Here is a 23,938-nt window from a genome sequence, read left to right as displayed (position 1 = left end):
GCCTACTCCTAACAAAAGATTCAGGTAGAAATTTTCTTCGCTGGTCGCCCCGCGCCGCGCCGGCAGATTTTACTGCATTCCGCCAAACGAGTAGCATTACTGGTTTCACATACTTGGAGACTCTGGAACGTGTGAGTCAGACAGACCACCTGGAGAAAATATGAGAAACCGCTATTTCGGGGCCGTTCTGCTTTTGTGCGCGTCCCTCGCCGCCGGGCAGAACACGATCACTGAACGCCTGAAGGTTGATGCCACGGACGCTCCGCGCAACATTCTGCATTCCACCATAACCATCCCGGTCAATGCCGGAGACGTAACGTTGGTCTATCCCAAATGGATTCCCGGGAACCACCGCCCAACCGGGCCCATCCAGAACCTGATGGGACTTCACATCAAGGCGAAAGGTCAGGAATTGGAATGGCAGCGCGATCTGGTGGATATGTATGCCTTCCATCTGCAGGTGCCTGCCGGTGTCCGCGAAGTGGAAGCTGCGTACGACACCGTGACTTACAACGGCAAGAACTCAGCGGCTTCCTCCAAGGTGCTTGACCTGCTCTGGAATCAGGTGGTGCTGTATCCGCAGGGAGCAGCTACCGATGACGTTCAGGTGGCAGCCTCAATTCTGCTGCCCGATGGCTGGAAGTTCGGCACTGCGCTCACGCCGCTTGAGCAGTCTGGCAGTTCCGTGGATTTTCTGCAGGTTTCACTCACCCGGTTGGTGGATTCTCCGCTGATCGCGGGAGCGATTTACCGCCAGGTTCAGCTCAGCAAGCCGGGTGAAACGCCTCTGCACGTGATTGATATGGTGGGCGAGAGCGAAGCCTCGGTCGAGATCACGGACAAAGACCTGGCCAGCTACAAGCAACTGGTGGCAGAGACCGCGAAACTTTTTGGCGCACGCCATTACGAGAAATACCACTTTCTGCTGACGCTCAGCGACCAGACCGCGCATCATGGATTGGAGCACCACGAATCCAGCGACAACGGCGCTTCGGAAGAAAACTTCAGCGATCCAGACCGGCACAACCTTGAAGCCGATCTGCTTCCGCACGAATTTGTGCACTCGTGGAACGGCAAGTATCGCCGCCCGGCCGGGCTGGTCACTCCCAACTACCAGGAGCCGATGAAAGGCGACCTGCTGTGGGTTTACGAGGGGCTTACGGATTACCTTGGGGACATTCTGTCAGCGCGCATCGGATTACGCTCGCCGGAACAATGGCGGGAGAGCGCAGCCTACACCGCGGCCATGCTGGATCATCGCGCTGGGCGCACGTGGCGTCCTTTGCAGGATACGGCGACATCCGTGCAAATTCTGTATGGCTCTGTGCCTGAATGGCAGAATTGGCGGCGCTCTGCCGACTACTATCCTGAGGGTTTCCTGATCTGGCTGGAAGTGGATACGCTCATCCGCCAGCAGACGCACTCGCAGAAATCACTCAATGATTTCTGCCGCCTCTTCTACGGTGGCCAAAGCGGCCCGCCCACTGTCGTACCGTACAAGTTCGAGGATGTTGTGGCTGCGCTCAATCAGGTGACTCCCTATGACTGGGCGGGATTTCTGCGCCAGCGGCTGGATTCAAAGTCTGCTTATGCGCCGCTGGGCGGCATCGAGAATGGGGGCTGGAAGCTGGTCTATACGGAAGAAAAAAATACGACCATGGAAGCCCGCCAAAAAGTCAGCGAAAACCTTGACCTGAGCTTCTCTCTAGGAATGATTATTTCCAAAGAGGGCGAACTGCTGGATGTGATTCCAGGGTCTCCAGCTTATGCCGCGGGCGTGGGCGCGGGAATGAAGCTGCTAGGAGTGAATGGGCGCAAGTATTCCAAGGACGTGATGCGCACCGCCCTACGCCGTTCCGTCAACAGCCAGCAGCCGATTGCCCTGCTGGTGGAAAATGGGGAATATTACAGCACGTTTCAGGTGAACTATCATGATGGCATTCGCTATCCTCACCTGGTTCGGAACGACGCACAACCGAATTTGCTGGATGAGATCATTAAGCCTATTGCGCCTACTCCATAGCGGAGCCCAGCAAACAGGGAGACGGATACGAAATCCTCGGAGTACGCTTCGGCGCAGCGGACGCTTTTATTCCCCCTATTTTGTAAAGAGCGCTTTGGGCATCATGACGTGTACACCCTTGTTGCCATCAACCAATTCGGTGATGTCAACGTCACCTGCCACACTGGTCAGCATGTAAGCATCATCGTGACTGAGATGTTTTTCAGCCATCAGAAAATCAATCATCTCGCGCACGGCGATGCGGGTAGCTTCGTATAGCTCCTGGTGGAACCCCATGCTGATGTAATGCGTAGGCGTTTCTGCGCGCGGATATTTCTGGTTGGTCCCCTTGTGCACGATGAACTGCAGCGTGCCTACGAGCGACGTCTCCATGGCTGTGATATCCACTTCGCCGTTGCCCTGTCCCGCGTGGCCATCGCCTACTTCAAACAGCGCCCCGCGCGCGTGCACAGGGAGGTAAAGCGTGGTCCCTGCCACCAGTTCTTTGTTGTCCATGTTGCCGGCGTGGACTCCCGGCGGAGCGCTGTCAATGCGTCCGAAGGATTCCGGCGGAGCCACGCCCATGCTGCCGAAAAAGGGATGCAGCGGGATCTCGATTCCCGGAGCGAATGTCGCTACCATGCGCTCCTTGTCCAAAGGAATGATCTTTATCTTGCGATAGGGAAAATCTTCCGGCAGAAATCCGCGATTAGGGCCGAATCCGTTGTAGGCATATGGAATGGCCAACTCGATCTTCTGGATGCGTACCTCCAGGGTATCGCCCGGTTCGGCTTCTTCAACGTAAACCGGACCGTTGAGAATGTGTCCGCCCGGTCCTTTGTTGGTGACCTCTTTATAAATATCGCGCAGGTTCTGCTGTACTTGTTCTGGGGGCACTCCTGCCCGCTCCAGCCCGGTTGGGCTGTTGGTGAGGAGTGTGTCAAACACCACGGTGTCGCCCGAGTGGATATGCAGCACCGGCGGGGCCGCAGCGTCGTAGTATCCCCAGGCGACAGTTTTGGGAGTGGCTGACAGCTTGAAGGTTTGCGGAGTACCGGAAGGAGTGCTGGAAGAAGATGCCGGCGGTTGCGACTGCGCAAACAAGAAAACCGAAGATGCCAGCAGAAAAGCGAGAAGGATAGTTTGACGCATGTGCCTCCCAAATTTTTTAGGGTTAAAAATGTTGTGGAACCGTCTTCCGATAAGACTTCATTCGGCAAGACCTCGATCAACTTTTACTTCGCCGGATTTGGCAAAAACTTCTTATTGATTTTGGCCACGACAACGTAGTTGGGATCAACCATCTCGTTCAGGTGGATCTCGGCAACTTTTGACAGCAGCTCGTAAGCATCCATCTCAGAGAGCCCGTAGTCTTTGTGGATCCAACCGACCAGCTCGGTAAAAGCGATACGCAAAGCATCGTCCAGCGGACGGTAGGCACCGACGGTCATGATGTAGTCGTCATTCTCAAAGCGCGGCCAATTGATAGTCTGGCCTTTGATCACGCGCACCTGCACGCGCGAGCGCAGCGGCACTTCAATGGCCGTGCCCGCGACCTCGCCGTCGCCCATGGCGGCATGACCGTCGCCCAGAAACAACATTGCTCCGGAGACGTTCACAGGAAAGTAGACGGTGTTGCCCACGCTGGCTTCGGGGGAATCCATGTTGCCGCCAAAAGCTTCGGGAACCACGGAGCTGCGGGCTTCGCCTCCCGCAGGAGCCACGCCAATGCAGCCGAAGAAAGGATGCAGCGGAATCTTCACCGTGTACTTGGAATCCAGCGCCTGAAAGGTTGCGGTGTTGCCGGCGTGGTCGATGGGATAGAACCAGATCTTTTCTTTGATCGGAGGATTCAGCATGGGCGTGTAGTTGGTGGAGTTGATGGCGCCAAAGCCAGGCGCCAGCGCGCCGACTCCCTGATTGCCGTCCACTTCAAGAGAGAGGATCTTGATGGCCAGAGTGTCTCCCGGCTCTGCGCCCTCAATAAAAAAAGGACCGGTGAGCGGATTATCTCCCTTAGCCATGCTCAACGTGTCTCCCGGCTTCTGGATAGCATTGCCGAAGCAATCCACGGTATTAGTTTCCAGAATGTCGCCGGATTTCAGCCGCGCGACTGGAGCATACGACGCCGCATAGGTATATTTAAGCTCGCTGGGTTTGAGCTGGTAACGCACCACCCGGGGCTCGCCGGTTACGGACTGCGCGCAGGCAATGGCAGGAAAGAGAAGGATTGCGATGATGGATTTCATCAAGTCTGGTTTCCTTGAGGCAGGATTATAGAACAAGGGGACAGGTGGTCGTGCACGCTTCTGTTATGCGCGCCTGCTGTTATGCACGTTTAATGATGAATGCGGTCTTGTCGTCAATCCGATCGGCTTCGCCGATTTTCTGCAGGTATTGGTCTTTCTTCAAGGCATAATCCAGGATTGCTCTGCAAATATCTTTTGCCGGTTGCTGTTTGCGGTCTCGGATGATCTGTTCTATTTCCTGCCTGTCCTGCTCATCGCTGCCGTCATAAACACCGTCGGTGTAGAGAAACAGGATGTCTCCCGGGCCCATGAGCGTAATCTCTGCCAAATCGGATGCGGCGATCTGTCTTTTCCGGAGCTTTATAGAGACGTACTTGCTTCTGTCGGGATTATCCTCGGGAATTTCGAGGCCCAGGGCGAAGAATCGCACCATACGGTCCCTATCGATTTCCATGAACCGGCCGTATTCGGCGGAGAAGACCAGCGGCGGTGGGTGCCCGAAATTGACAAAACGGAAATCTCCGTCCGGTCCTATCTCGCCGTACAGCATGGTCGCGATCTCGCGTGAAGCGTCGGGGCTTCCTCCCAGGGCGTTTCTTGCGGTGACCGATTGCGCCAGCCTCAGGTTGATCTTCTCAATTAAGTCAGTTGTGGTTTTCCCGTTGCGATCGAGCTCGGTAAGCATCAGAGCGTGGAAGGTGTCATGTACTGTTGAGGCGATCTTAGCTGCGATCACTCCATGTCCTTGTGCGTCCACCAGCAGAACTCCGGCAGTCGTGTAAAGCTCATGCAGGTTCTCGGCAATTCGCATCTGCTCTGAGCACTTCGCCTTTCTGTACTGCATCGTGTCTTCTGGGGTGCAGCCAGGCTTTGATTCCATCCACTGCACGTGCAGGTCAACTTCATTGCGTGGGCTCGCGCCATCGGGTAGAGGCTCCAGGTACTCCTTCGACAGCTTCTGCGTACGCGCGATGCGGGCGTCTATGTTGTAGCGCTGCTGAAAGTTGATGTACTCAAAAAGGTCGCCACCCACTTGCCCTGCTGGAATGGAATTGCCGTACATTTCAATTCCAGGCAGGTGGGGGATCGCGCCCTCGACCGGCATCAATCTTTTTCGCAGGTACTCGTCAATGGTGGGAGCTAACCCTGAGGGCATCATAAGGACTCTTTACGAAAAGAATTCTCGCGCATGCTCGAATTCATAGCGAGCATATGACCAAACTATACGGCAATGCGGATGTTTTGGGCCACAAGAGTAACCTCTTATCAGCCCTTCGCCCCGTTTACCGGCTTGCGACCGGCTGAAGGCCCGCGTTTGATCTGCTCTTTCAGCGCGTCCCAGTTGCGATTGTTAGCCAATACAAGAAGTTCGATCTGCCACGCTCTCCAGCGTGACTCTATTTCCTGGCAGATCTGCTTGGCTAACTGCTGGTCATCCATCGTTGAGAATCTGACGTCAAACATTGCGTTCGGCTCCGAGTGAAAGTTGTTCAAGCTGCCGAACGCAAAGGATACACGCCCCTGCTCCGATGCTGTGACCAAAGAGAGAGTGACAATTATCTAAGCTCCGGGTCTCCAAGTATTTGAGGACTTTTGAAGAATCTCCAAGCATTTAAAACTCCAAGGGGGCAAAATTAAAGGGGGACAAAAAGGAGGGGGTTTGCGGTTACTTTCTCACGACCAGATACGTCTGACAAGTTACCGTAGTAACCACGATTCCTTTTACGTCTGCGTACGCCCGTTCGGGCCAACGAATTCTGGAGCAAGCTCAACCCGAAAGAGACGGAACTATAGTTATTGTAAGTTATTGTGCTGCCGATGGGCTGGCGGTGCTATCAAAAGTATTGATTCTAAATGGTTTAATAGCGCCCGATGGGCAGATAATCAGGACCGCATGGGGTGACTGGGGGGTGACAATGGATGTTACTAGAGTAACCTTGCGTTTTATCGTATATTAAATCTATGCTATCAACGTAGACCCAGACTCGCGTAATTAGAAAGTCTGGCCCCCAGTTGTTCCCCCCGGAATTACCCCCAAAAAAATCTACGGATGACTAGCTTCCGGGAAAGAAGTTGCAACATGACCACACAACCTTCCGTTTTACAGGCCGCCACCGAGTTCGATGACCCGTCTGGTTTGGAGCCCGCTATGATAGCGAGCGTGCCAGATCTGATTTTGCGGGAAGCTCTCCCCATGCAAATGGCTGCAACTTCTTCAAGCAGCGAGCCGAGCGAGCCAGCCGCTGTGCCCACGATCCAAACCCCGGGCCTCTCGGAGGTCTACGCACAAGCCGGCGTTAGCGTGCCCAAACATGGATTTTCTATCTTGAAGATTGCGGAGATGCTGGGCTCCGTGCACATTCGTGATCTTGCACCCGAAGCTAAACGTGCGGCTGTGATGATGGCGCTGGAAGTGAGCAATGTGCAGCTCAATGATGTCATCGAAGACGCTGCCAGGCGCGAGCACGCGCTGAATGATTTCGAAACTCGCCAGCAGCAGGCATTCCAAAGTTATAAAGCTGCAAAGCAACAGCACAATCAGGAAACCCAGGCTGAAATTGATCGCCTCATCGAAAAGCTCCGGCTGCGAATAGAAACCAATGACAAAGAGCTTGTCAGCGAAAAGGTACGCTTGGACGAATGGCGTGGCAAAAAGCGTGAGGAAGAACGGCGTATTCGGAATGCCGTCTCTCACTTTGGTGGAAGCAGTGAGACGAACTCAGGACCTGCCTCAGCGCAGCGCCCATCATCACACACCGAGGTATCAGATCGCTCCTCGGCAACAAGTCTCTCAACAGAGAATAGCGCCGGGCGGGGGGCCGCAACGCGCCCATCTCTGGGGAAGCGTTAGGGGTCTGAACCATGGTACGGAAAACACAAGGAATTGTCGCGACTCACGGTGTGAATCAGGGTGTGAATAGCGTGTCCTCAAGACAGAAATTCACGATAGCTCCTATTGAGGGGGACCACAATCTTGAGGAACTCACCAAGCCATTCGCCATTTTCCCCGGCACGTCCGTCGAATCGGTGAAAGACAAATTTTCAAAAACAAGTTTCGATCTTTGGCAGCGTTATGTTGCAGAGGACGAACGTTCCAAGCTCGCTGACATGTCTTTTGCGCTCGTCCACGCATTCAAATCGGAACAGGTAGCTGAAAAGAGCGAACTCGAGTCGCAGGATTTGGTCCAACAAGTGTTTGTGTGCTTACGAATCATCCGTCCGACCCGGGCCCGGTTTGTGGCCATCCAATACGAGCTGCAAGAAGACGGCAAGCCCTATGTTCTTCGATTCACGCATCCAGATGTAAGCATGATCAATGTGCCGGAATCGGAGGTCCTGAATCGCGTGCGCATGCGCGACTTAACGGAATTGCGAAGGGTGATGCCGGCATTCACAAGGATGTATAAGAGCGGCCCGCCCAGCATACGCCGTGCCATCAGGTACTACGAGGCCGGCTACTCGGAAGTGCGGGACCCAATTTTGCAGTTCCTGGTTTGGATGATGGGTATCCAGGCAGCGTTTCAAGGAGACCGGATTCCAACTCAAAGCCAGGAGAAACTCAAGAAAGAAATCGAAGCGGAGTATGGCGCTCGTGACATTTACGAAGACTCCACCGAGCGTGATCTATACGCCTCAGAACCCTTGCTCGTGGGTTCGCTTTTGGATGATATGTTCAGTTTGCACGATCAATTTGTTCATGGCGCCTGGATTCCCGACGACTTTCTCAACCCCAAGGTCAGACAATCTACTTCAGGTCAGAGTGTAAATCGCGCCGAAGTATTGCGTGAATGCGCCTCGTTCCTTTTGCGAACGCGCTTGCTCGCGGCCCTCGACCGCAGGTAGAGGTAAATTTAAAGAACTCATCACTCGGGCAGATGCCCCGCTTACTTAGGTTCCAAAAAAGGGACCGCAAGTAGGCCGATTCTCTCTCCTACAGAGACAATCACTTGTCACTGACGACTCATTACATCAAATAGGACAGCCGGGGTAGAATCCCTGCCGAAGCAAGCAGAATTTTCCAGGAGAGCACGGTCAGTTACTGGAGTCAGTACCGCCATTTGTGAATCTGGCAATCAATCATTAAAAAATACAGATGTAATGCTTTCCCAAAACCGACATTATACATAGAGGGGGGATCTTGTTGCCCGGCCTGTCTAAAGAGTCACAGGTGGGCCAAGATCCCCTTCTCGGCTACGTACGTGTTTCTTCAAAATCGCTGCTTGGTTTTAACTAAAGCTGCCGCTTGGGCGTGCTTGCTGCTATTGCGGGCAGAAGAAAGTCACCTCATAACTTGTGCTGGTTGTGGCCGGACAGCTACTGAGGCCGTTGGTATCGTCATAGGCATACGCGTACGTGTTATTACACTTGGCGTGAATCAGATTGGTGTAGTTGGTGGTTGCAGCCGGACCTGCCCTGCACACACCGGGTGTAATCGGGGGCGTGGGGCAAGCGTACATCTGCGCCTGTGGATCGGTGGGGCTGAATGTAGTGCCGGTGAAGGGCGGATTGGGAACGCTTTGCCATTGCCCCATCGTCAGCTTCGAAGAAGGCGAATAGCATCCCACAGTTTCCCCCGTAGTGGGATGCAGCCGCAGAAGACTCTCATTTCCCAGATTAGGAAACTGTCCGTTCGTGCTTAAGTTCTCATGTTGAGGGCAATCGCTGAAATGCAAGGTCGAGCAGTCGACGACGCCTCCGGCAGGCCCCCGGGATTTCCCGGCGGGCAGCTTCCATGCACTATGACTTTGACGGGGAGGGTGTAACCATCAACCATACTGGCGTCCCAAAAATCAGCCCGAGGTAGCGGGGTAGGCGGATTGGACGAGGGATTGGCTTGGCACTGCGATAACGGCATGGAAGACACGCAGCCAAACGTGCCTTCGAACTTGGAATCGATGGGCGGAGCGCATCCGATGTTGGCGGGACAGGTAAACCCGTTGCTGACCGGGCCGCCGCTGGCGCCGATGTGGCAGTTGTTTCCGGTGTTGTCGCACTCCATTCCCGGCCAGAACCTGACGCCGGCGAGTCCCTTATCGGGAATATCGTATTCGATGAAATCGCCGACATTGGTCAGAAGTTTTTGATTCTGCGCATTAAGAGTTCCTCCATTGAATCCTGTCTGGAAGAAGATCCACATGGGCTTGCCGCAGCCGTTGATAATCTTCAGACGCTTCGAAGTGCAATTCGGTCCTACGCAACTGCTGCCGGCCTGGACTGCCAAGGTCACCGCGCCGGAATGCGACAGATTACCGCTCGTAGCGGTAATCGTCAGAGTAGTACTGGCCGCGGGAGTTGAGGTTGCCGTGGAAATGGTCAGGGTCGAGGCGCCTGAGCCGTTGATCGAAACCGGAGTGAACGCCCCGCTCGTGCCCGTGGGCAAGCCGCTGATACTAAGGGCAACTGTACCCGTAAATCCATTGAGTGGCGTTACAGTCGCCGTATAGCTCGTACCGTTGCCAGCCGTCACCGTTTGTGAGTTCGGTGAAACAGCCAGCGAGAAGTCCGGTGTCGAGTGACTATTGACCACCAAGGTCACAGTTGTGCTGTGATTGAGGCTTCCGCTGGTTCCCATCGTCGTCAATGTGTAAGTACCAGCCGGAGTTGAAGTGGCCGTGGTCACGGTCAAGGTCGAGGATCCCGAGCCGTTGATCGAAGCCGGGCTGAAGCCTGCAGCCGCTCCCGCTGGGAGCCCGCTCATACTGAGCCCCACACTGCCGCTGAATCCGTTCACGGCGCTCACGTTCGTCGTGTAGTTTGCGTTGCTTCCGGCGGTCACTGTTACCGTACTCGGGGTTGCTGCTATGGCAAAGTTAGGAGCGGCGGTGACCAGCGTGAAGTTGCATACTCTCACCGAACCCGACAAGGCGAAGGTTCCCCAATTGTTCAGTTGCGTCACCCTGTTCTGCTCGGTACGGAAGGCAAAGTTCGAACCTACTGTCTGCTCCGCGCCGCCGGGTGCTGTCACAAAGATCGAATACGTGTGTGCCGGAACGTTGATAACCTCGCGGAAGTGATAGGCCACTCCCCCGGTGTAGGGAATGACCGAGGCCGCTGTGAACGTTCCGCCATTGCGTGCCTGGATGCCATTGGCGTTAAACGCCACCAGGGTGGCAAAACCCGTGAAGGCGGTCTGTGCTCCATTGGAAAGCGCGATCACGCTATTGATAGGCGATGTGGCCGAAGAGCGCGAAGGCGTGGCATCGAAGGTGACCGTAAAGCTCCCGGTCTCGACCGGCAGCGTCGTGTTCTGCCAGGTGGTCCCTGAGGTCAGACACTGGCCTTGTACTGGATTGACAATCAGTGTCACCATCGCCGTATGCGTCAGGCTACCGCTAGTTCCCGTGATGGTCAGCGTGAAACTGCCCGCTGGAGTCGTGCTGCTGGTGGAAACTGCAAGCGTGGATGAGCCCGAACCGTTCACCGAAGCCGGAGTAAAGCTGGCGGTTGCACCCGTAGGCAGGCCACTGGCTGTGAGAGCCACGCTGCTGCTGAAGCCGTTAAGCGCGCCAACCGTGATTGTGTAACTGGCGCTACTCCCGGCGGTCACACTTTGCGATGCCGGCGCTGCCGACAACGAGAAATCTGCGCTACTGGTACCACCGGAGCCGATCGTCGTAGTGCCGAACTCGCTTCGCATACTTCCCGGAGGAACGGAGAGACTGGCTCCGTCAGAGAAGTTCACCGTGATCGCGCTTGTTCCAGGATTAAATGCGGCATGGGTGACTGCGCCGGTGGCGGGGTTCTTGAACACGTGATAGAGCGGCGTATTGGCGGTTACCGCTTCATCCGATTGGCCCAGCTTTTGCAATTGAGTGATCCAGTAGTATTCGTGGGCCTTACTTTCGCCATCGAAGACAAACGAAGTGTTATTGAACTCGCTAAGCGCTGTATTTGGATCAGACAGAGCTTGATATTCTTCGATCAGATCGGGCCAATTTACGCTGCCTGCAGCAAAGGCATTCGGATCAAGGTTTTTGATTTCCGCTAAATTCCTTTGGATGTAAGCTGGGTCGCGGCCCAGATAGAGCGAGCCCCCGTGAAATGGCAGAAACTCGATTCCATGTTCCAGTTCGATTTGCCCGCTAAAAAATGTTCCCGTGTCTGATTTACCGTCAAATACATTGGCGATTTCCGTCCGGGTGAATCCCGGAGGGAACGTGGACACCGGACCGTCATTGAACCAATAATCGAAGATGCCGTTGGTTTCTTGCGTGTACATCCAGATGGCAGCATCCCGAAGCTGGGTGTTGCCGGTTTCGGTCGCAAACAAGATCAAGCCGGTCCAGGCATTCATGGCTTCAGAACTGGATTCTTGATTGAGTCCATCGCCGAAAGGCGCCTGGCCCGAAGCCCACGAATGCCCGCCGTAGACATCGAAGTGGCGCAGGAACGGAAACATGGCGTCATTGCGCACAGGCGTAGCGATATCACGGCCCAGCAGGTTGACCATTCCACCCCAATTGTTCGATTGAATCCAGGTAGGGTTCAGCAAACCAACGATGGCTGCGGAGTGAATCCAGTATCCGTAATGAAAATGGTGGTCGTTCAATGCCACGTCGCTCCCGAAGGCGCCGGGATATCCGATGAGAGTTCCCCAGTTGCCGTCGTAGTAGAACACGCTGGTGTTCTGATGATTGGCGGCGCCGTTGAACCAGTTCTGCAATTCGTTTTGCAGACTGGTCTGCAAACTACTGGCAGCGTTAGTATCGCCGGCAACCTTGGCAATGGGGAGCAGGTGGGCGACCCGGGCCAGGTCTTTGCCAATGTCGTAGGTATTGGTGCCGCCTCCGCTTTGGCTGACGGTAAAGTGGTTGGGTTCGTTAGCAACCGTGTCAACCAACGAAGTAAGCGTAGCATCGCTGAAATTTCCCGTATTGGGCAAGAAGGGCAGAATGCCGTGGAAGATATCCGTCGTGGTAAACGCGGTGCCCTGCAGAACCTTGAGCGTGCCCCGGCTTGAAGGATACGTAAAGCTGGTATTAATGGCGCTGCCCTGCAACGCAGTGTACTGATGCGGATATAGAGCCATGAGGAAACCAGTCTGGCCCCCCTCTTTTGCTTGCGTACTTACTGTGTAAGTGGTGCTTACCTGGCTGGTGTTCGGGTTATAGTTCCAGGCCACTTGAGTATTTACCGGGAAGGAAAATGCAAACTGAGAATATGTGCTCAGAGCGCCGGCATTGGGCAAAAGTGCCAGGGAAAAATAATTGTGTCCGCCCGGGAGATTGCAGGTGAGCACGGTGCCGCCGATTCCGCTCCAGCTTCCACCGCTCGGACAAAAAAGACCGTAGTTGTTATTGGCTATGCTGACGCCCAGGATGTTGCCATTATTCGCAAATACGGTAGGCTGCCCGGCAAATGTGATCGTGGGATTGCTGCCGTTGGTCGTAACGTAAACAAACGGCATACCGCGTCCGACTCGCGTTGTCATCGGACCGAAATTGAAATCTACCGTCCAATCGCTGTAGCCACTTACGTTGACGCTGCCGGCATTTAAGCCGGTTACCCCAAGAGTGAGGTCGCCTTCAAAGGGCTGGAAAAAGAACGTGCCTCCATTTGTGACGGTGGCGTCGAAACCCAGCAATAATCCCGTGGGTGTGGTCTGCATACCCAACGGTTGCGGAAACATGACGAAGGGACCGCCTCCGCCTCCGCCGAAGGTAACACCGCCGTTGATGATGTTATCGGCATACCAGTTTTTTGCCGTCCAAAACCTGTGCGTGGGCTTGGGGCCGGCAACACTGCTGAAGATCTGGTTCGAGGGAGCGGTTGCGCCGGCAGGTAAGGCTGTGGTGTAACTTCCCGCACCGACCTGCACCGTCTGGGCGCAAAGAGATACCGAAAACAACAAGAGATTCATGCAGAGGAAATATCGAAACGTGCCCTGCAATCTGAAACGAACAGGTGATCCCATGGCCAATCTCCTAAGATTGAGTTTGCTTAAATGCTGGGCATCTTGCGCCGGGCACTTGCTGTCAAATCTGGTAAGGCTTAGCAAAACCGACTACATTATCGATTTTGTAGAGGCGTTTGCAAAACGGCGATATTTAGCCACGGTTGAGGAACGATGTCAAGAGAATATTGATCTGTCGGCAAGAAACTGTGAGGGTGCAGTATTCCATGCGCGACGAGGAATGGCGGCAAAAGTCCCAATTTGAGAACGGGTTACCACCAAACTTGAGCGGTCTAAAGAGCTCAACGCTGCTCTCCTTTGCGTTGTTTCAGCTCCTGTTCGATTTTCACCATGAAAGAATCGTCGAGCTTGTAAAACAGAACAGCGGCTGCAGAGAGAAAACCAGCCACCGCAGGGATGAAGCTCATCATGGAGCGAATCCCGGTTTGCACCTGGTTGGTTTGGATTACGTTAGCGTGGAACCCAAAATAGGCCAGCAGCCACCCGGCCAGGGTGCCGCCGATCACCCAACCGAGTTTTTGGGAGAATGATGCTGCCGAGAATACCAATCCGGTGGCTCTTCGGCCTGTCTTCCACTCCGAGTGGTCGGCAGTGTCTGCGTAAAAAGCCCAGAGCAAGGGCGAGGTCGGCGCGAACAATGTCGAAATCAGCAAATGAACTACAAAGATCAGGATGATCTGCTCTCGGGGAATGAAATAAAACAGGGCGGTGAGAACACTCGCGGTGGTCATGAGGAGAATGTAAGCCCGTCTCTTGCCGCCCAAGAGCTGCGCTAGAGGACGAGCCATGGCCGCGCCCGAGATGACGCCCACCGTCCCCAGAGCCATAAAGAGGGAAGCCATGCTTCCACTGTCGAATCTATAGTTGAAGGAGTGACCCGCGACGCGGTGCTCGAAATGATAGCTGCCAACGTAGTACTTAAAGTAGTAAAGGATCGCGCCCATGCGAATGGAGAAATAACAAACGGCAAACAGGCCAATAAAGCAGACCATAATCCATGGCAAGTTCCGCATCAGGTCCTTGAGGTCGTCTTTCATGGCGCTGGTCTTTTGCTGGACCGGCTGCACGCGCTCGCGAGTGGTGGCGAAGGTAACCAGGAAGAGGGCACCCGCCAGGATGCCATAGACCACCATGGCCATCTGAAATCCCCTTTGATCATTGCCGCGACCGAAGAACTTCACCATAGGCAGGGTGAGCCCCTGCACCAGGAACAGCCCGCCATAGGCGAGCACAAAGCGATAGCTGGAGACGCTGGTGCGCTCCAGCGAGTTGGGTGAAATCACACCCATCAGCGCCGAGTACGGTATGTTGATGAAGCTGTAAGCCACCATGATGAGACTGTAGGTGACGTAGGCGTAAATGAGCTTGCCATGCGCGCTCAGATTCGGAGTGGTGAACAAGAGCACGCCGATAACGGCCAAGGGCAGCGCCCCCCAGAGCAGGTAGGGGCGATAGTGGCCCCAGCGCGTGTGTGTACGATCGGCCATCACCCCCATGAGCGGGTCAATTCCCGTGTCCCAGGTTCGAACCACAAGAAACATTGTTCCCGCCGCCGCTGCCGTGATCCCGAAGATGTCAGTGTAAAAGAACAGGAGGAAATTCAGAAACATCTGCCAGTAGAAGTTCGAAGCCGTATCGCCCAGCCCGTATCCGACTTTTTCCCTAAACGAGATTTTCTCGACTGCCGGTTGCTCCTTCGTGAATGAGATTGTGTTAACCGCTGTGCTCATGCACCCCTCCGTTTTGCTACCGGAATATTGAGCTTGAACGAACCGGGTGATTATGGCCTATAAATCCATTTTTGTATAAGAAGACTTTAGCCGGAACGAGGAGTTGCTTTAGCGGTCGATTCGCGCACAATCAGCGATGGTTCAATAGCAATCTGGTCAGGATAGTCTTTGCGGCCTTCGATCCGTTCCACCAGCGTTTGTGCCGCAATCTCTCCCATCTTGCGAAGAGGCTGGCGAACCGTGGTAAGGCTGGGGAGATGGTAGGCAGCGTCGCGGATATCGTCAAAACCCACTACAGAAATATCTTCAGGCACACGCAGCCCTGCCTCGCGAATGGCGCGGATAGCGCCGATAGCGGAGGTATCGTTGTAAGCGAACAGGGCGGTGAATTTATGTCCTCGCGAGAGCAAGTCCTTGATGAGCCGATACCCAACCTGCGGAGACGGTTCGCCAGAGTCAAGCTGCGCTGCCAGTGCCGGCCGAATTTTGATTTTCAGCTCCTGCGCGACATCGCAAATGGAGCGCCAGCGGTCTTCCGAGTCCGAGCTGAAGGATTGCCCACGAAGAAAGGCAATGTCGCGATGTCCTAGCTCCACCAGATGATTCAGCGCCAGGTGTGCCGCTTGCGCGTGGTCCAGAACGATGTTGGTAACTCCTTTCACGCGGCGATGTCCAGCGACGGCAACCGCAGGTATGGGCAAGGTTTCCTTGAGGCTTGTGTCTACGGTGATAAGACCTTCCACACCCCGGGCCAGCAGAATACCCAAATACTGCTGCAGCCAGTGAGGATCGTGGCGGTGGGCTACCGTTAAGAAAAAATATTTGTGCTGGCTGAGAAAGGCTTCGATACCGCTGATGACCATGCCGCCATAGGCGTCGCCAATTTCCTCAGTAATCACGCCGATGGTGAACGTCCGCCCGCTGCGCAAAGTGCGGGCAAAAAAATTAGGCCGGTAGTTCAGCTCTTGGGCGGCAGCGAAAATCCGCTGCTTGGTGCGCTGGGGAATTGTCCTGGCCGACGGTGAGTCATTGAGAACGGCAGATATCGTTCCTTTGGTCAAACCCACATGCTCTGCCAAGTCTTGAAGTGAAACCACTCCATTTGCAAGGCGGTTCTTTTTGGTCTTCTTCATATGTGGGCTCTGGGCCGGCTCTGCATGAAAGCAGAGTTGGAACTTAGCAAGCTGCCTTTCTGAATAGAAGTGGTGACTCTACATCATTTCATGGGGGGATTCAAACTTGAGCCGCTTGCAAGCGTGAGCGGAGCGGGAGCCTGCAGGCGAAATCCCGAGCGCAAGCGAGGGACCTCTCACAACAAAGACTTGTAAGGGAATCTGGCGGAGAGGGGGGGATTCGAACCCCCGATACAGCTTTTGACCGTATAACGGTTTAGCAAACCGCCGCCTTCAGCCACTCGGCCACCTCTCCGCAATCTGGCGGGACAAGCTGAGCCTTCATTATAGCGGAATGCTGCCGTACCGGGCGGCGTTACACTCAGTTTTTAACTCAGTTGGTGGATGAGTTTACCGGTCTCTCCATTAAGAAGACAAGATCGTTATGGTAGGTACCGACAGCCTCGACACGCCAAACCCGCCATCCCTCTTTCCCATCGTCGCTAAGTATACGATCCATATCTTTGGCGTTCTTGTTCATGTGCTCGACCTTGTACGCATACGCGACAGGAGCATGAGTAACCGTTTGTGCCTTCGACCGCGTGGAGAAGGCCAGAGCGAGTACGACAATTGCGATCACGAGTGAGCCCATGAAACTCAACAGCTTCCAGTTCATATGTCCTCCTTGGACGGTAATTTAAGACCAACACACACGTACCAACATCGCCGCAACTCCTCAACGGATTAGTGAAATAGCCTAATCATCTTTGCGTTGCAAAGACGTGATAACCGTGGTCATGGCCGCCCTCAACAGGGAAGAAACAATTCGCGGCCAAGTCAGAACGGCCCCCGTGGGTAGGGATTCCCAACACAATCGGCGTGTTGTGCTTATCCCACCTCTTCGGGCACTTTGAATCGAGGTGTACAGTTAGATGCCGGACTGCCGCGGAGGTTTGCTGGCGTGGCCAGTTTGTTTACGAACAGGGGGCTTTGTCTGAAACCCCACGCCTTTGTCGAAAAAGAAGATAGCCCAGGCCGATAATGAAGATGGAGCTGGAAACAACCGACTCCACGCTGTGGTGCTTGTAAGCCCCCACCAGCGCGAAGAGTGCTACTGCAATCTGCCCTCCGAAAGCGAAGGTGCGCAGGCTACCGAGTGCGATATCACCGCTTTTGGCAACGCGCCGAAAGAAATACCATGCCAGCACGCCAAAGTACGCAACATAGAGCACCATCGGTATCTTGGCTGCAGCCAGCAAGGTCGGAACCAGGATCACGGCCAGCCACAAGCAAAAACCCCCGATGGCTGGTGTGAGCGAGTGAGGTTCCTCAGGAACTATGTTTCCCATTTTGGAGCATCGTCTTGCAAGCAGGTACAGCATCGCCGAGACTGCAGCCATTGCAAGATATTGCCCGGGCGTTCCTGCAATTCCTGCTCCATGGTCGCCTTTGCCGAAAAACACAAGGCCGCTGATCAATAGCGTGATGGCAGCCAGTACTGCGAGCACTGTTCCATTCAGCCAGCGCTCTTCTCTTTCGCGCGGATAAAGACTGTACACAATCACAATCGGAAACAGGAATGCGAAGAAGGCATGCCACGTAGTGATGGAGATGGCCCAGGCCGTCTCTACTCCGCCGTACAGCCCATAGCCATCGAACTTGTTGATGGGTACTCCGTGCACGCGCAGAAAAGTCTTCGCGATGAGCCCTTCGTTATACATCCCATAAATCAACCCCAGCAGAACCATGCTGGCCGCGCCTGCTTTCATCCTGATCGCGAGTTCGCGCAACACCAATACTGCGAAACCATAACCAATGGTCAACATCGCCAGCAGCACCTTCGGGTGCAGCATGGTGGTAATGCTCACGTTGGTCGTGAGCACCTCCGTTAGGAACGGAGTGATCAGCATGAGAGTGATTACGGGCTTGAGGTGCTTCAGGTGCATTCGGTTTTAAAGCTTTTTACGCGCGCTGCACGCGTGGTGGGAGCCTCGGAATCCGGGAATAGGAACATTCGTCATGCTCCGAAGATTGGATAATGACTTGCCGCCGCCATGAAAAACAACATCGGAAAAGTGAGAACAAAATTGGTCCGCGAGACCAAAAAGCTGAGGCGTGCCAGCTTCGCGGCTTCGGCCGGCATGGCGGTTTGATTGGCAATGCTCTCGTTGGTCCAGCGGATGATCTTCTTCTGGGCCCGCCACAGCAGCCCCCAGACGTTGAGCAACATGAACCAGCCAATTCCGCCGCCGATTCCGATGGAGAGCAGATGGTTACTCTCCCACCCATGAGAGTTCAGCGCCAGATAAAGATACGCTGCTGCCGTCACCGTAACGCCAACGATTGTGCCCAACACCGGGCCTTTCTTCAGGGCCTCGACCGGGGCCATGAGTACCCCCATTTCAATGGCGAAGGCTACAGTCCAGATTGTGAAGAATGTTCCAATGGCCGGCCCGCCGCTGGTGTGGGCATTACGCGCATCGGCGCCGACGATCATCATCCAATACCAGATCCCGGCGAGAACGGTCACCACCGAAGCCCAGCGGAACCACCACAGCGCCCGCGGCATCAACGTAGGCACGACCTTGGATCGGGTCGGGCCGTCAATCTCTTTCATGAATGGAATGTTGACCAGGTTGAAGAAGTAGAGCAATCCCACCCAGGTGATGCCGGCGATCAGATGGATCCAGCGCAGCAAGATCTGCAGGCTGGGAGTGAAACCTTCAGGCAAAACGATTCGCGGTGAATGCAACAGGGCCAGGGTAAAAAAATGCATGCAGCAGTCTATCAAATTCGATCAGCCGACTGCCGGCGTCTTCTTTCCTTTTTTGGAACCAGCCTCGGCTTGAGGCATCTCCACCGGCGCCGTCCGTCCGCTTGCCGATCGCACTGGTTTCTTGGCTTCGGCAATGCTCATCTTGAGTGCCTCTAAAATATCCACCACCGGCGCCAGGTGTTGCGGGGCGGGAGCTTCAACGGTTTCCTTGCCGGCGACCTTGGCGGCAATCAGGCCTTTCAGATTTTCGCGGTAGGTGTCCTTGTATTTCTCCGGCTCAAAACTTGCGGTGAGTGAATCAATGAGCGAAGTAGCCAGTTCGAGCTCTTTGTCTTTCACCAGCGAAATGTCGGTGCGGAACTCTTCCGTCTGCCGCACTTCATCTTTGTAATACATGGTGTGCATCAGGATCCCGTATTTTCCCGGTCTCAGCATGACGATGTGCTCGCGGTTGTGCATGGCAATCTTGGCCAGGGCTATGTAACCGGAGCGGCGCAGCGCTTCAAACAACAGGGCGTAAGGCTTCTCGCCGGCTTCATCGGGCGCGAGGTAATAAGAGCTCTCGAAGAAGACAGGATCGACCTCTTGTTCTTTGACGAATTCCAGGATCTCCATGGTCTTGGCGGTCTTCGGAGCAACCTTCTTGATATCTTCTTCGTCAATGACCACGTACTTGTCTTTCTCGTACTCGTAGCCCTTCACCAATTCGGTGCGCGGTACAGGCTTGTCTTCCACCTGGCAATACAGGACCTGTTTGACGCGGGAGTGGTCGCTTTTGTGGAGCTGGTTAAAACTTACGGTTTCACTGCGGGCAGCGCTGTACAATTTTACGGGAAGCGACACCAGCCCGAAGGTAAGGTGTCCTTTCCATACCGTGGATGCCATGTTGTAAAACCTCCTAAATCAGGGCCTTCAGGGCGGGGGATAAATAGGCTACATCAGTTAATAGATGCATTTCAATCGCATGACACTAGATGAATACCGTCGAAAACGGTCCTTTGAAAAGACCCCGGAGCCCCCGCCTAAACCAGCCGCATCCCAGGGGGCGCGGTTCTTTATTCAGCGCCACAGCGCCCGGCGGCTCCACTATGACTTGCGCCTCGAAGCCGGTGGAGCGCTGAAGTCCTGGGCGGTGCCGAAAGGGCCTACGCTCGACCCCGGTGAAAAGCGCCTGGCTGTGCTGGTGGAAGACCACCCCATAGACTACGGCAACTTTGAGGGCACAATCCCCGAGGGCAACTATGGCGCGGGCAGCGTAACTGTCTGGGACTGTGGGACTTACGAGCTGGTCGGCGACGAATCTTTCGAGCAGCAAATGGATCGCGGAGACCTTAAGTTCCAGCTCCACGGCCACAAGCTTATGGGCTTGTTTGGGCTTGTCCGCATGAAAAACCGGGGCAAGGGCAACGAATGGCTGCTGCTCAAGAAAAAAGACTTTGCCGCCAAACCCGGATGGAACGCCGAAGACGACATCAGCAGCGTGGTAGCCGCAACCATAGACCCGGCGGCGATCCCCGGAGCGGCGAGCTCCGAAATGCCGGATGAAATTATTCCTATGCTGGCTACCCCAGAGACCCATTTGCCGCAGGGGCCAGACTGGCTTTTTGAGCTTAAGTGGGATGGGGTCCGCGCCGTAGCTTTTCTCACCCCTGACGCCGTTCGAATGACCTCGCGAAAAAGTACCAGCATCGAAAGGCAATATCCTGAACTCGCGGGAATGCAGAAGCACGTTGCCGCCCAGACCGCGATTCTCGATGGCGAAGTCGTCGCGCTCGATAGCCAGGGGCATCCCAGCTTTGCCCTGCTGCAGCCGCGCATCGGCTCGGTCGCCAGCGCGGTCGCTCAACTGGCCAAGAGCCGGCCGGTCAATTACTTTGTCTTCGACCTGCTCTATTTCAACGGATACGACCTGCGCAACTCGCCGCTCGCCGAACGCAAGCGCATCCTGCAGACCATCATTCGTCCCAACGCGACCGTGCGCTACTCCGAGCACTATGCCGGCAACGGCAAACCTCTGTTGCAATTCGCCCGGGAGCATGAGCTGGAAGGTATTGTCGCCAAGCACGCCGCCAGCCGCTATGAATCCAAACGCAGCAACACCTGGCTCAAAATCAAACTCGTCACCCAACAGGATTTTGTCATCTGCGGCATGACCAGCGGAGAGCGCGAGTACTTTGGCTCGCTCGCGCTCGGAGTCTATGACAAAAACAAGCTGGTTTACGTGGGCAATGCCGGCTCCGGGTTTGACCAGCAGCTTCTCAAGCAGACCTATGAGCTGCTGCAGCCGCTCATCATCAAATCATGCCCATTTGGGGAAGAACCGAAGATCATCGGCGAAACCACGTGGGTCTCGCCCGAACTGGTCTGCGCCGTGCGCTTCGGCTCATGGACCAACGACGGCCGGCTGCGCGCGCCGGTTTTTGTCGGCCTGCGCAACGATATTGATCCTCGCGACTGCGTTCGCGAGCAGGAACCCCAAGCCATTGCTGGTGACGACTCCGTTACAGCTCCAGTGCAGCGCAGGCTCTTGCCGCCCAAGGTCGCCGAAGTCATGCTTAACATCGAAGGCAAGAGCCTCAAGTTCACCAACCTGAACAAAGTCTTCTATCCCAAAGAGGGATACACCAAGCGCGACGTGATTAATTACTACGACGCCGTCGCAGACCTTATTCTTCCGCATCTGCACGACCGGGCGCTCTCATTGAAGCGCTATCCCAATGGGATCGAGGGAAAATATTTCTTCCAGAAAGACGCTCCCCCCAGCTTTCCTTCCTGGCTGCTGACCGTGCCCATATCGTCAGAGCCTGATTCTGACCCCATAAACTATGTAGTCGCCAACGACCGGCGAAGCCTGCTCTACCTCGCCAATCTGGGCTGCATCGACCAGAACCCATTCATGAGCCGGATTACTTCACTCGACAACCCCGATTTCATGCTGATTGATCTTGACCCCGTCCATTGCGGCTTCGACCGCATCGTTGAAGCCGCGCTCCTGGTACGGCAGAAGCTCGATATTTTTGGCCTGCAAGGTTTCCCCAAGACCACCGGCGGAGACGGTCTGCACATCTACGTCCCGCTTGAGCCGCGCTATACCTACGACCAGGTGCGGACCTTCGCCGAGATCCTCGCCCGCCTGGTGGCGCATGAGAGGACAGACCTGTTCACCACGCCAAGGACGGTCTCCAAGCGCGAGAGAGGCAAGGTGTACTTTGACTATCTTCAGATCTCATCGTGGAAGAACATCGCGGCACCCTATGTGCTGCGCGCCTATCCCGGCGCTCCAGTAGCCACGCCGCTGGCCTGGACGGAACTCACCAGAGACCTCACGCCCGCTCAATTCCATATCGGAAACGCCATCGAGCGTTTTTCGCGGGTAGGCGACCTCTTTGCCCCGGTGCTCACCCTGAAGCAAGGACTCGAAGATGCGCTGGCTAAGCTCGAACCTGTGCTGCGGACGCAGGGAAGAAGTTAGATTTGGTTTGGCCTTGTTGCCTTTCTGGTAATATTTGGCCCGCGTTGTAATTCGTGCCCCCCTCCCCCACTACTTAGAGTAGTCCATGCCGTGTTAAGTCATTGCAAGCAAACGACATAAACTGCCACTGACCACCACTAGCAATAATGTGCTCAGTAGTCCAAAATAGGTACTCATTAGTTAATGGTTTGGCAGCGAGAACAAGGGATATCTGCGTCATTCTCGGGCGGAATATTCAGTTTTCAAAGACAGGGGTCTCCCCCAGCATTCTTGAATGCCAGGAGAATGATAGGCCACAACTCCAGGGAAATCGAGAGTTTGATATCACAGTGGTACCATCGGCGCAGCTCCAAGTTCTCCACGGCAAGCCGGGTCGGGACAGCTCCAGGCGCGTGTATGGGTTTTGATTTCACATGGCTTACTGCTGCCTTGCTGAGAAGTGATATCAAAGGGGTATCAAACCGTTCGTTTTCGAGGAATTGACGGCTATCATAGGTAAGCGCTGAGGCGCGCGAAGAGCAGAGCGGTTACCGCGAAGCCCTTAGAACAAATCCGTTCTTTGAAAATTCGTTGCCCGGTGGATGCACTTGCGGATGAAACCGACTGATTTCGCACTGCTTTTTCTGGCAATTGACTATTGAACTACCTGCTAGTGTGATTGTATTTCGTTGCATTTCATTTACTTTCAATGGCTTAACATTGAAACGGGACTACTCAGCAAGTACCCCCTACGTGAGATACAGATCAATCGAAAACCAATTCCTTGCTGCCGCAGGCCAACGCGCAGCGCCAGCGGAGCGCTTCGAGAGAATGCCTTTCGGCTGCATGGGCGACCCACATACCCTCGGGGTCCTTCGACTTCGCCGCGAAGCGCGGCTCCGCTCAGGATGACACGCCTAAAGAGGATGGACGAGCCCTAAAGACGACACGCTAAAAAAGAAATGACAGCAGGTCTTAGCTCTTATACTGCGCCAGCAGCTCTTCAGCGTAGAGCGCGCCGTCGGGGGTCTCTTCATGTTTGAAGTACACGAAGACGTCGCGGTTTTTTCCCAGGTGCCGGCTGAATTGCTCGGACTGCTTCTCGCGTTCTTTTTTGGAGTATTCGCCCTTGCGCAGGCGGTAATAGCAGAAATCGGCGGTGGCAACGTCGGGGGTTTCGAGTTTTTCGCTTTCTGCTATGCACAGGGCGGCGTTAAATTTTTGCAGCAAGGTGTAGATCGGGTCGGCGAACCAGGAAGCGTGGCGGAACTCGAAGCTGAGGCGTCCCGATTTGGGCAGGCCGGTCAGAAACTCTTCCAGCAGTCCGGCGTCGGCTTTCAGAAACGGCGGGAGCTGAAACAGGACCATACCCACTCTGCCGGCTTCGGTCAGCGGTTGCAACGAGTTTAAAAAGCCCTGTGCGAGTTCGGTGGCGTCACGCAGGCGTTTGAGGTGGGTTATGTTCTGGTGGGCTTTGATGGAAAACTTGAATTCTGGCGGGATGACACTGAGCCAGTTGTTCTGGGTCTTTTCACTGGCATAGTGACGGAAGGTGTAATTGACTTCGACGGTGTTGAGGCGGGTTGCGTAGTACTGAAGAAATTTTGCGGCGGCCAGTTTGGCGGGATAGAACTTCGGCTTCCAGCTAGGGTACGTCCATCCTGAGGTGCCTGCGTAAAGTTTCCCAGCCATATGGATCGCAGC

17 protein-coding genes and 1 tRNA gene are annotated in these 23,938 nt (G+C 54.9%); 4 read left to right on the top strand and 14 right to left on the bottom strand.

The genetic code is table 11. From position 1 onward, the window contains the following. Positions 1-160: 160 nt before the first annotated feature. Positions 161-2,023: a hypothetical protein gene (locus VK738_19685; GenBank protein ID HTD24884.1), complete on the top strand. Its 1,863-nt coding sequence runs from the start codon at positions 161-163 to the stop codon at positions 2,021-2,023. A 75-nt stretch (positions 2,024-2,098) separates the two neighbouring features. On the opposite strand, the gene VK738_19680 is transcribed toward VK738_19685, so the two are convergent. From VK738_19680 to VK738_19665, 4 genes are all read right to left on the bottom strand, one after another. Continuing rightward, a complete protein-coding gene (locus VK738_19680; GenBank protein ID HTD24883.1) occupies positions 2,099-3,154 on the bottom strand; it encodes an acetamidase/formamidase family protein in 1,056 nt (351 codons plus the stop codon). Positions 3,155-3,237: 83 nt separating this feature from the next. Further along, positions 3,238-4,251: an acetamidase/formamidase family protein gene (locus VK738_19675; protein ID HTD24882.1), complete on the bottom strand. Its 1,014-nt coding sequence runs from the start codon at positions 4,249-4,251 to the stop codon at positions 3,238-3,240. A 79-nt stretch (positions 4,252-4,330) separates the two neighbouring features. After that, complete coding sequence (locus tag VK738_19670) at positions 4,331-5,410, bottom strand: PP2C family protein-serine/threonine phosphatase (GenBank protein ID HTD24881.1); 1,080 nt, start codon at positions 5,408-5,410, stop codon at positions 4,331-4,333. 107 nt (positions 5,411-5,517) lie between these two features. Then, positions 5,518-5,715, bottom strand: a complete 198-nt coding sequence (locus tag VK738_19665; GenBank protein ID HTD24880.1) for a hypothetical protein — start codon at positions 5,713-5,715, stop codon at positions 5,518-5,520. A gap of 616 nt (positions 5,716-6,331) precedes the next feature. On the opposite strand from VK738_19665, the gene VK738_19660 reads away from it, so the two are divergent. Both VK738_19660 and VK738_19655 read left to right on the top strand, forming a co-directional pair. Continuing rightward, the gene (locus VK738_19660) at positions 6,332-7,102 is read left to right on the top strand and encodes a hypothetical protein (protein HTD24879.1); all 771 of its coding nucleotides are present in this window, start codon (positions 6,332-6,334) and stop codon (positions 7,100-7,102) included. An 11-nt stretch (positions 7,103-7,113) separates the two neighbouring features. After that, positions 7,114-8,094, top strand: coding sequence for a hypothetical protein (locus tag VK738_19655; GenBank protein ID HTD24878.1), 981 nt, complete (start codon positions 7,114-7,116; stop codon positions 8,092-8,094). A gap of 416 nt (positions 8,095-8,510) precedes the next feature. Here VK738_19655 and VK738_19650 read toward each other — a convergent pair whose 3' ends face one another. The 9 genes from VK738_19650 to VK738_19610 form a co-directional block, all read right to left on the bottom strand. Then, a complete protein-coding gene (locus VK738_19650; protein HTD24877.1) occupies positions 8,511-8,816 on the bottom strand; it encodes a thaumatin family protein in 306 nt (101 codons plus the stop codon). 71 nt (positions 8,817-8,887) lie between these two features. Beyond that, positions 8,888-13,165: a glycosyl hydrolase gene (locus tag VK738_19645; protein ID HTD24876.1), complete on the bottom strand. Its 4,278-nt coding sequence runs from the start codon at positions 13,163-13,165 to the stop codon at positions 8,888-8,890. 281 nt (positions 13,166-13,446) lie between these two features. Next, the gene (locus VK738_19640) at positions 13,447-14,895 is read right to left on the bottom strand and encodes an MFS transporter (GenBank protein ID HTD24875.1); all 1,449 of its coding nucleotides are present in this window, start codon (positions 14,893-14,895) and stop codon (positions 13,447-13,449) included. 86 nt (positions 14,896-14,981) lie between these two features. Next, entirely contained in the window at positions 14,982-16,028 is a 1,047-nt protein-coding gene (locus VK738_19635; GenBank protein HTD24874.1) for a LacI family DNA-binding transcriptional regulator, read from the bottom strand. 202 nt (positions 16,029-16,230) lie between these two features. Beyond that, a tRNA-Ser gene (locus tag VK738_19630) sits at positions 16,231-16,323 on the bottom strand. Positions 16,324-16,401: 78 nt separating this feature from the next. Continuing rightward, a complete protein-coding gene (locus tag VK738_19625; protein HTD24873.1) occupies positions 16,402-16,683 on the bottom strand; it encodes a hypothetical protein in 282 nt (93 codons plus the stop codon). A 298-nt stretch (positions 16,684-16,981) separates the two neighbouring features. Next, positions 16,982-17,953 carry a hypothetical protein gene (locus VK738_19620; GenBank protein HTD24872.1) on the bottom strand — a complete coding sequence of 324 codons (972 nt, stop codon included), beginning with the start codon at positions 17,951-17,953 and terminating at the stop codon, positions 16,982-16,984. A gap of 71 nt (positions 17,954-18,024) precedes the next feature. Then, complete coding sequence (locus tag VK738_19615; protein ID HTD24871.1) at positions 18,025-18,783, bottom strand: urate hydroxylase PuuD; 759 nt, start codon at positions 18,781-18,783, stop codon at positions 18,025-18,027. Between the two features lie 21 nt (positions 18,784-18,804). Continuing rightward, positions 18,805-19,668 carry a Ku protein gene (locus VK738_19610; GenBank protein HTD24870.1) on the bottom strand — a complete coding sequence of 288 codons (864 nt, stop codon included), beginning with the start codon at positions 19,666-19,668 and terminating at the stop codon, positions 18,805-18,807. A 79-nt stretch (positions 19,669-19,747) separates the two neighbouring features. Between VK738_19610 and ligD the strand changes: the two genes are divergently transcribed. Further along, on the top strand, positions 19,748-22,255 hold the full coding sequence (gene ligD, locus VK738_19605; GenBank protein HTD24869.1) for a DNA ligase D: 2,508 nt from the start codon (positions 19,748-19,750) through the stop codon (positions 22,253-22,255). A 954-nt stretch (positions 22,256-23,209) separates the two neighbouring features. Here the strand turns inward: ligD and VK738_19600 are convergent. Continuing rightward, a complete protein-coding gene (locus VK738_19600; GenBank protein HTD24868.1) occupies positions 23,210-23,926 on the bottom strand; it encodes a DUF72 domain-containing protein in 717 nt (238 codons plus the stop codon). Positions 23,927-23,938: the final 12 nt, after the last annotated feature.

This window comes from Terriglobales bacterium (assembly GCA_035487355.1).
Classification (GTDB): domain Bacteria; phylum Acidobacteriota; class Terriglobia; order Terriglobales; family Acidobacteriaceae; genus QIAW01.
This window is presented reverse-complemented; position numbering and strand designations above follow the sequence as displayed.

Coding starts and splice junctions, on each gene's coding strand:
- VK738_19685 (HTD24884.1), top strand. CDS start 161: ATGAGAAACCGCTATTTCGGGGCCGTTCTGCTTTTGTGCGCGTCCCTC.
- VK738_19680 (HTD24883.1), bottom strand. CDS start 3,154: ATGCGTCAAACTATCCTTCTCGCTTTTCTGCTGGCATCTTCGGTTTTC.
- VK738_19675 (HTD24882.1), bottom strand. CDS start 4,251: ATGAAATCCATCATCGCAATCCTTCTCTTTCCTGCCATTGCCTGCGCG.
- VK738_19670 (HTD24881.1), bottom strand. CDS start 5,410: ATGATGCCCTCAGGGTTAGCTCCCACCATTGACGAGTACCTGCGAAAA.
- VK738_19665 (HTD24880.1), bottom strand. CDS start 5,715: ATGTTTGACGTCAGATTCTCAACGATGGATGACCAGCAGTTAGCCAAG.
- VK738_19660 (HTD24879.1), top strand. CDS start 6,332: ATGACCACACAACCTTCCGTTTTACAGGCCGCCACCGAGTTCGATGAC.
- VK738_19655 (HTD24878.1), top strand. CDS start 7,114: ATGGTACGGAAAACACAAGGAATTGTCGCGACTCACGGTGTGAATCAG.
- VK738_19645 (HTD24876.1), bottom strand. CDS start 13,165: ATGGGATCACCTGTTCGTTTCAGATTGCAGGGCACGTTTCGATATTTC.
- VK738_19640 (HTD24875.1), bottom strand. CDS start 14,895: ATGAGCACAGCGGTTAACACAATCTCATTCACGAAGGAGCAACCGGCA.
- VK738_19635 (HTD24874.1), bottom strand. CDS start 16,028: ATGAAGAAGACCAAAAAGAACCGCCTTGCAAATGGAGTGGTTTCACTT.
- VK738_19625 (HTD24873.1), bottom strand. CDS start 16,683: ATGAACTGGAAGCTGTTGAGTTTCATGGGCTCACTCGTGATCGCAATT.
- VK738_19620 (HTD24872.1), bottom strand. CDS start 17,953: ATGCACCTGAAGCACCTCAAGCCCGTAATCACTCTCATGCTGATCACT.
- VK738_19615 (HTD24871.1), bottom strand. CDS start 18,783: ATGCATTTTTTTACCCTGGCCCTGTTGCATTCACCGCGAATCGTTTTG.
- VK738_19610 (HTD24870.1), bottom strand. CDS start 19,668: ATGGCATCCACGGTATGGAAAGGACACCTTACCTTCGGGCTGGTGTCG.
- ligD (HTD24869.1), top strand. CDS start 19,748: ATGACACTAGATGAATACCGTCGAAAACGGTCCTTTGAAAAGACCCCG.
- VK738_19600 (HTD24868.1), bottom strand. CDS start 23,926: ATGGCTGGGAAACTTTACGCAGGCACCTCAGGATGGACGTACCCTAGC.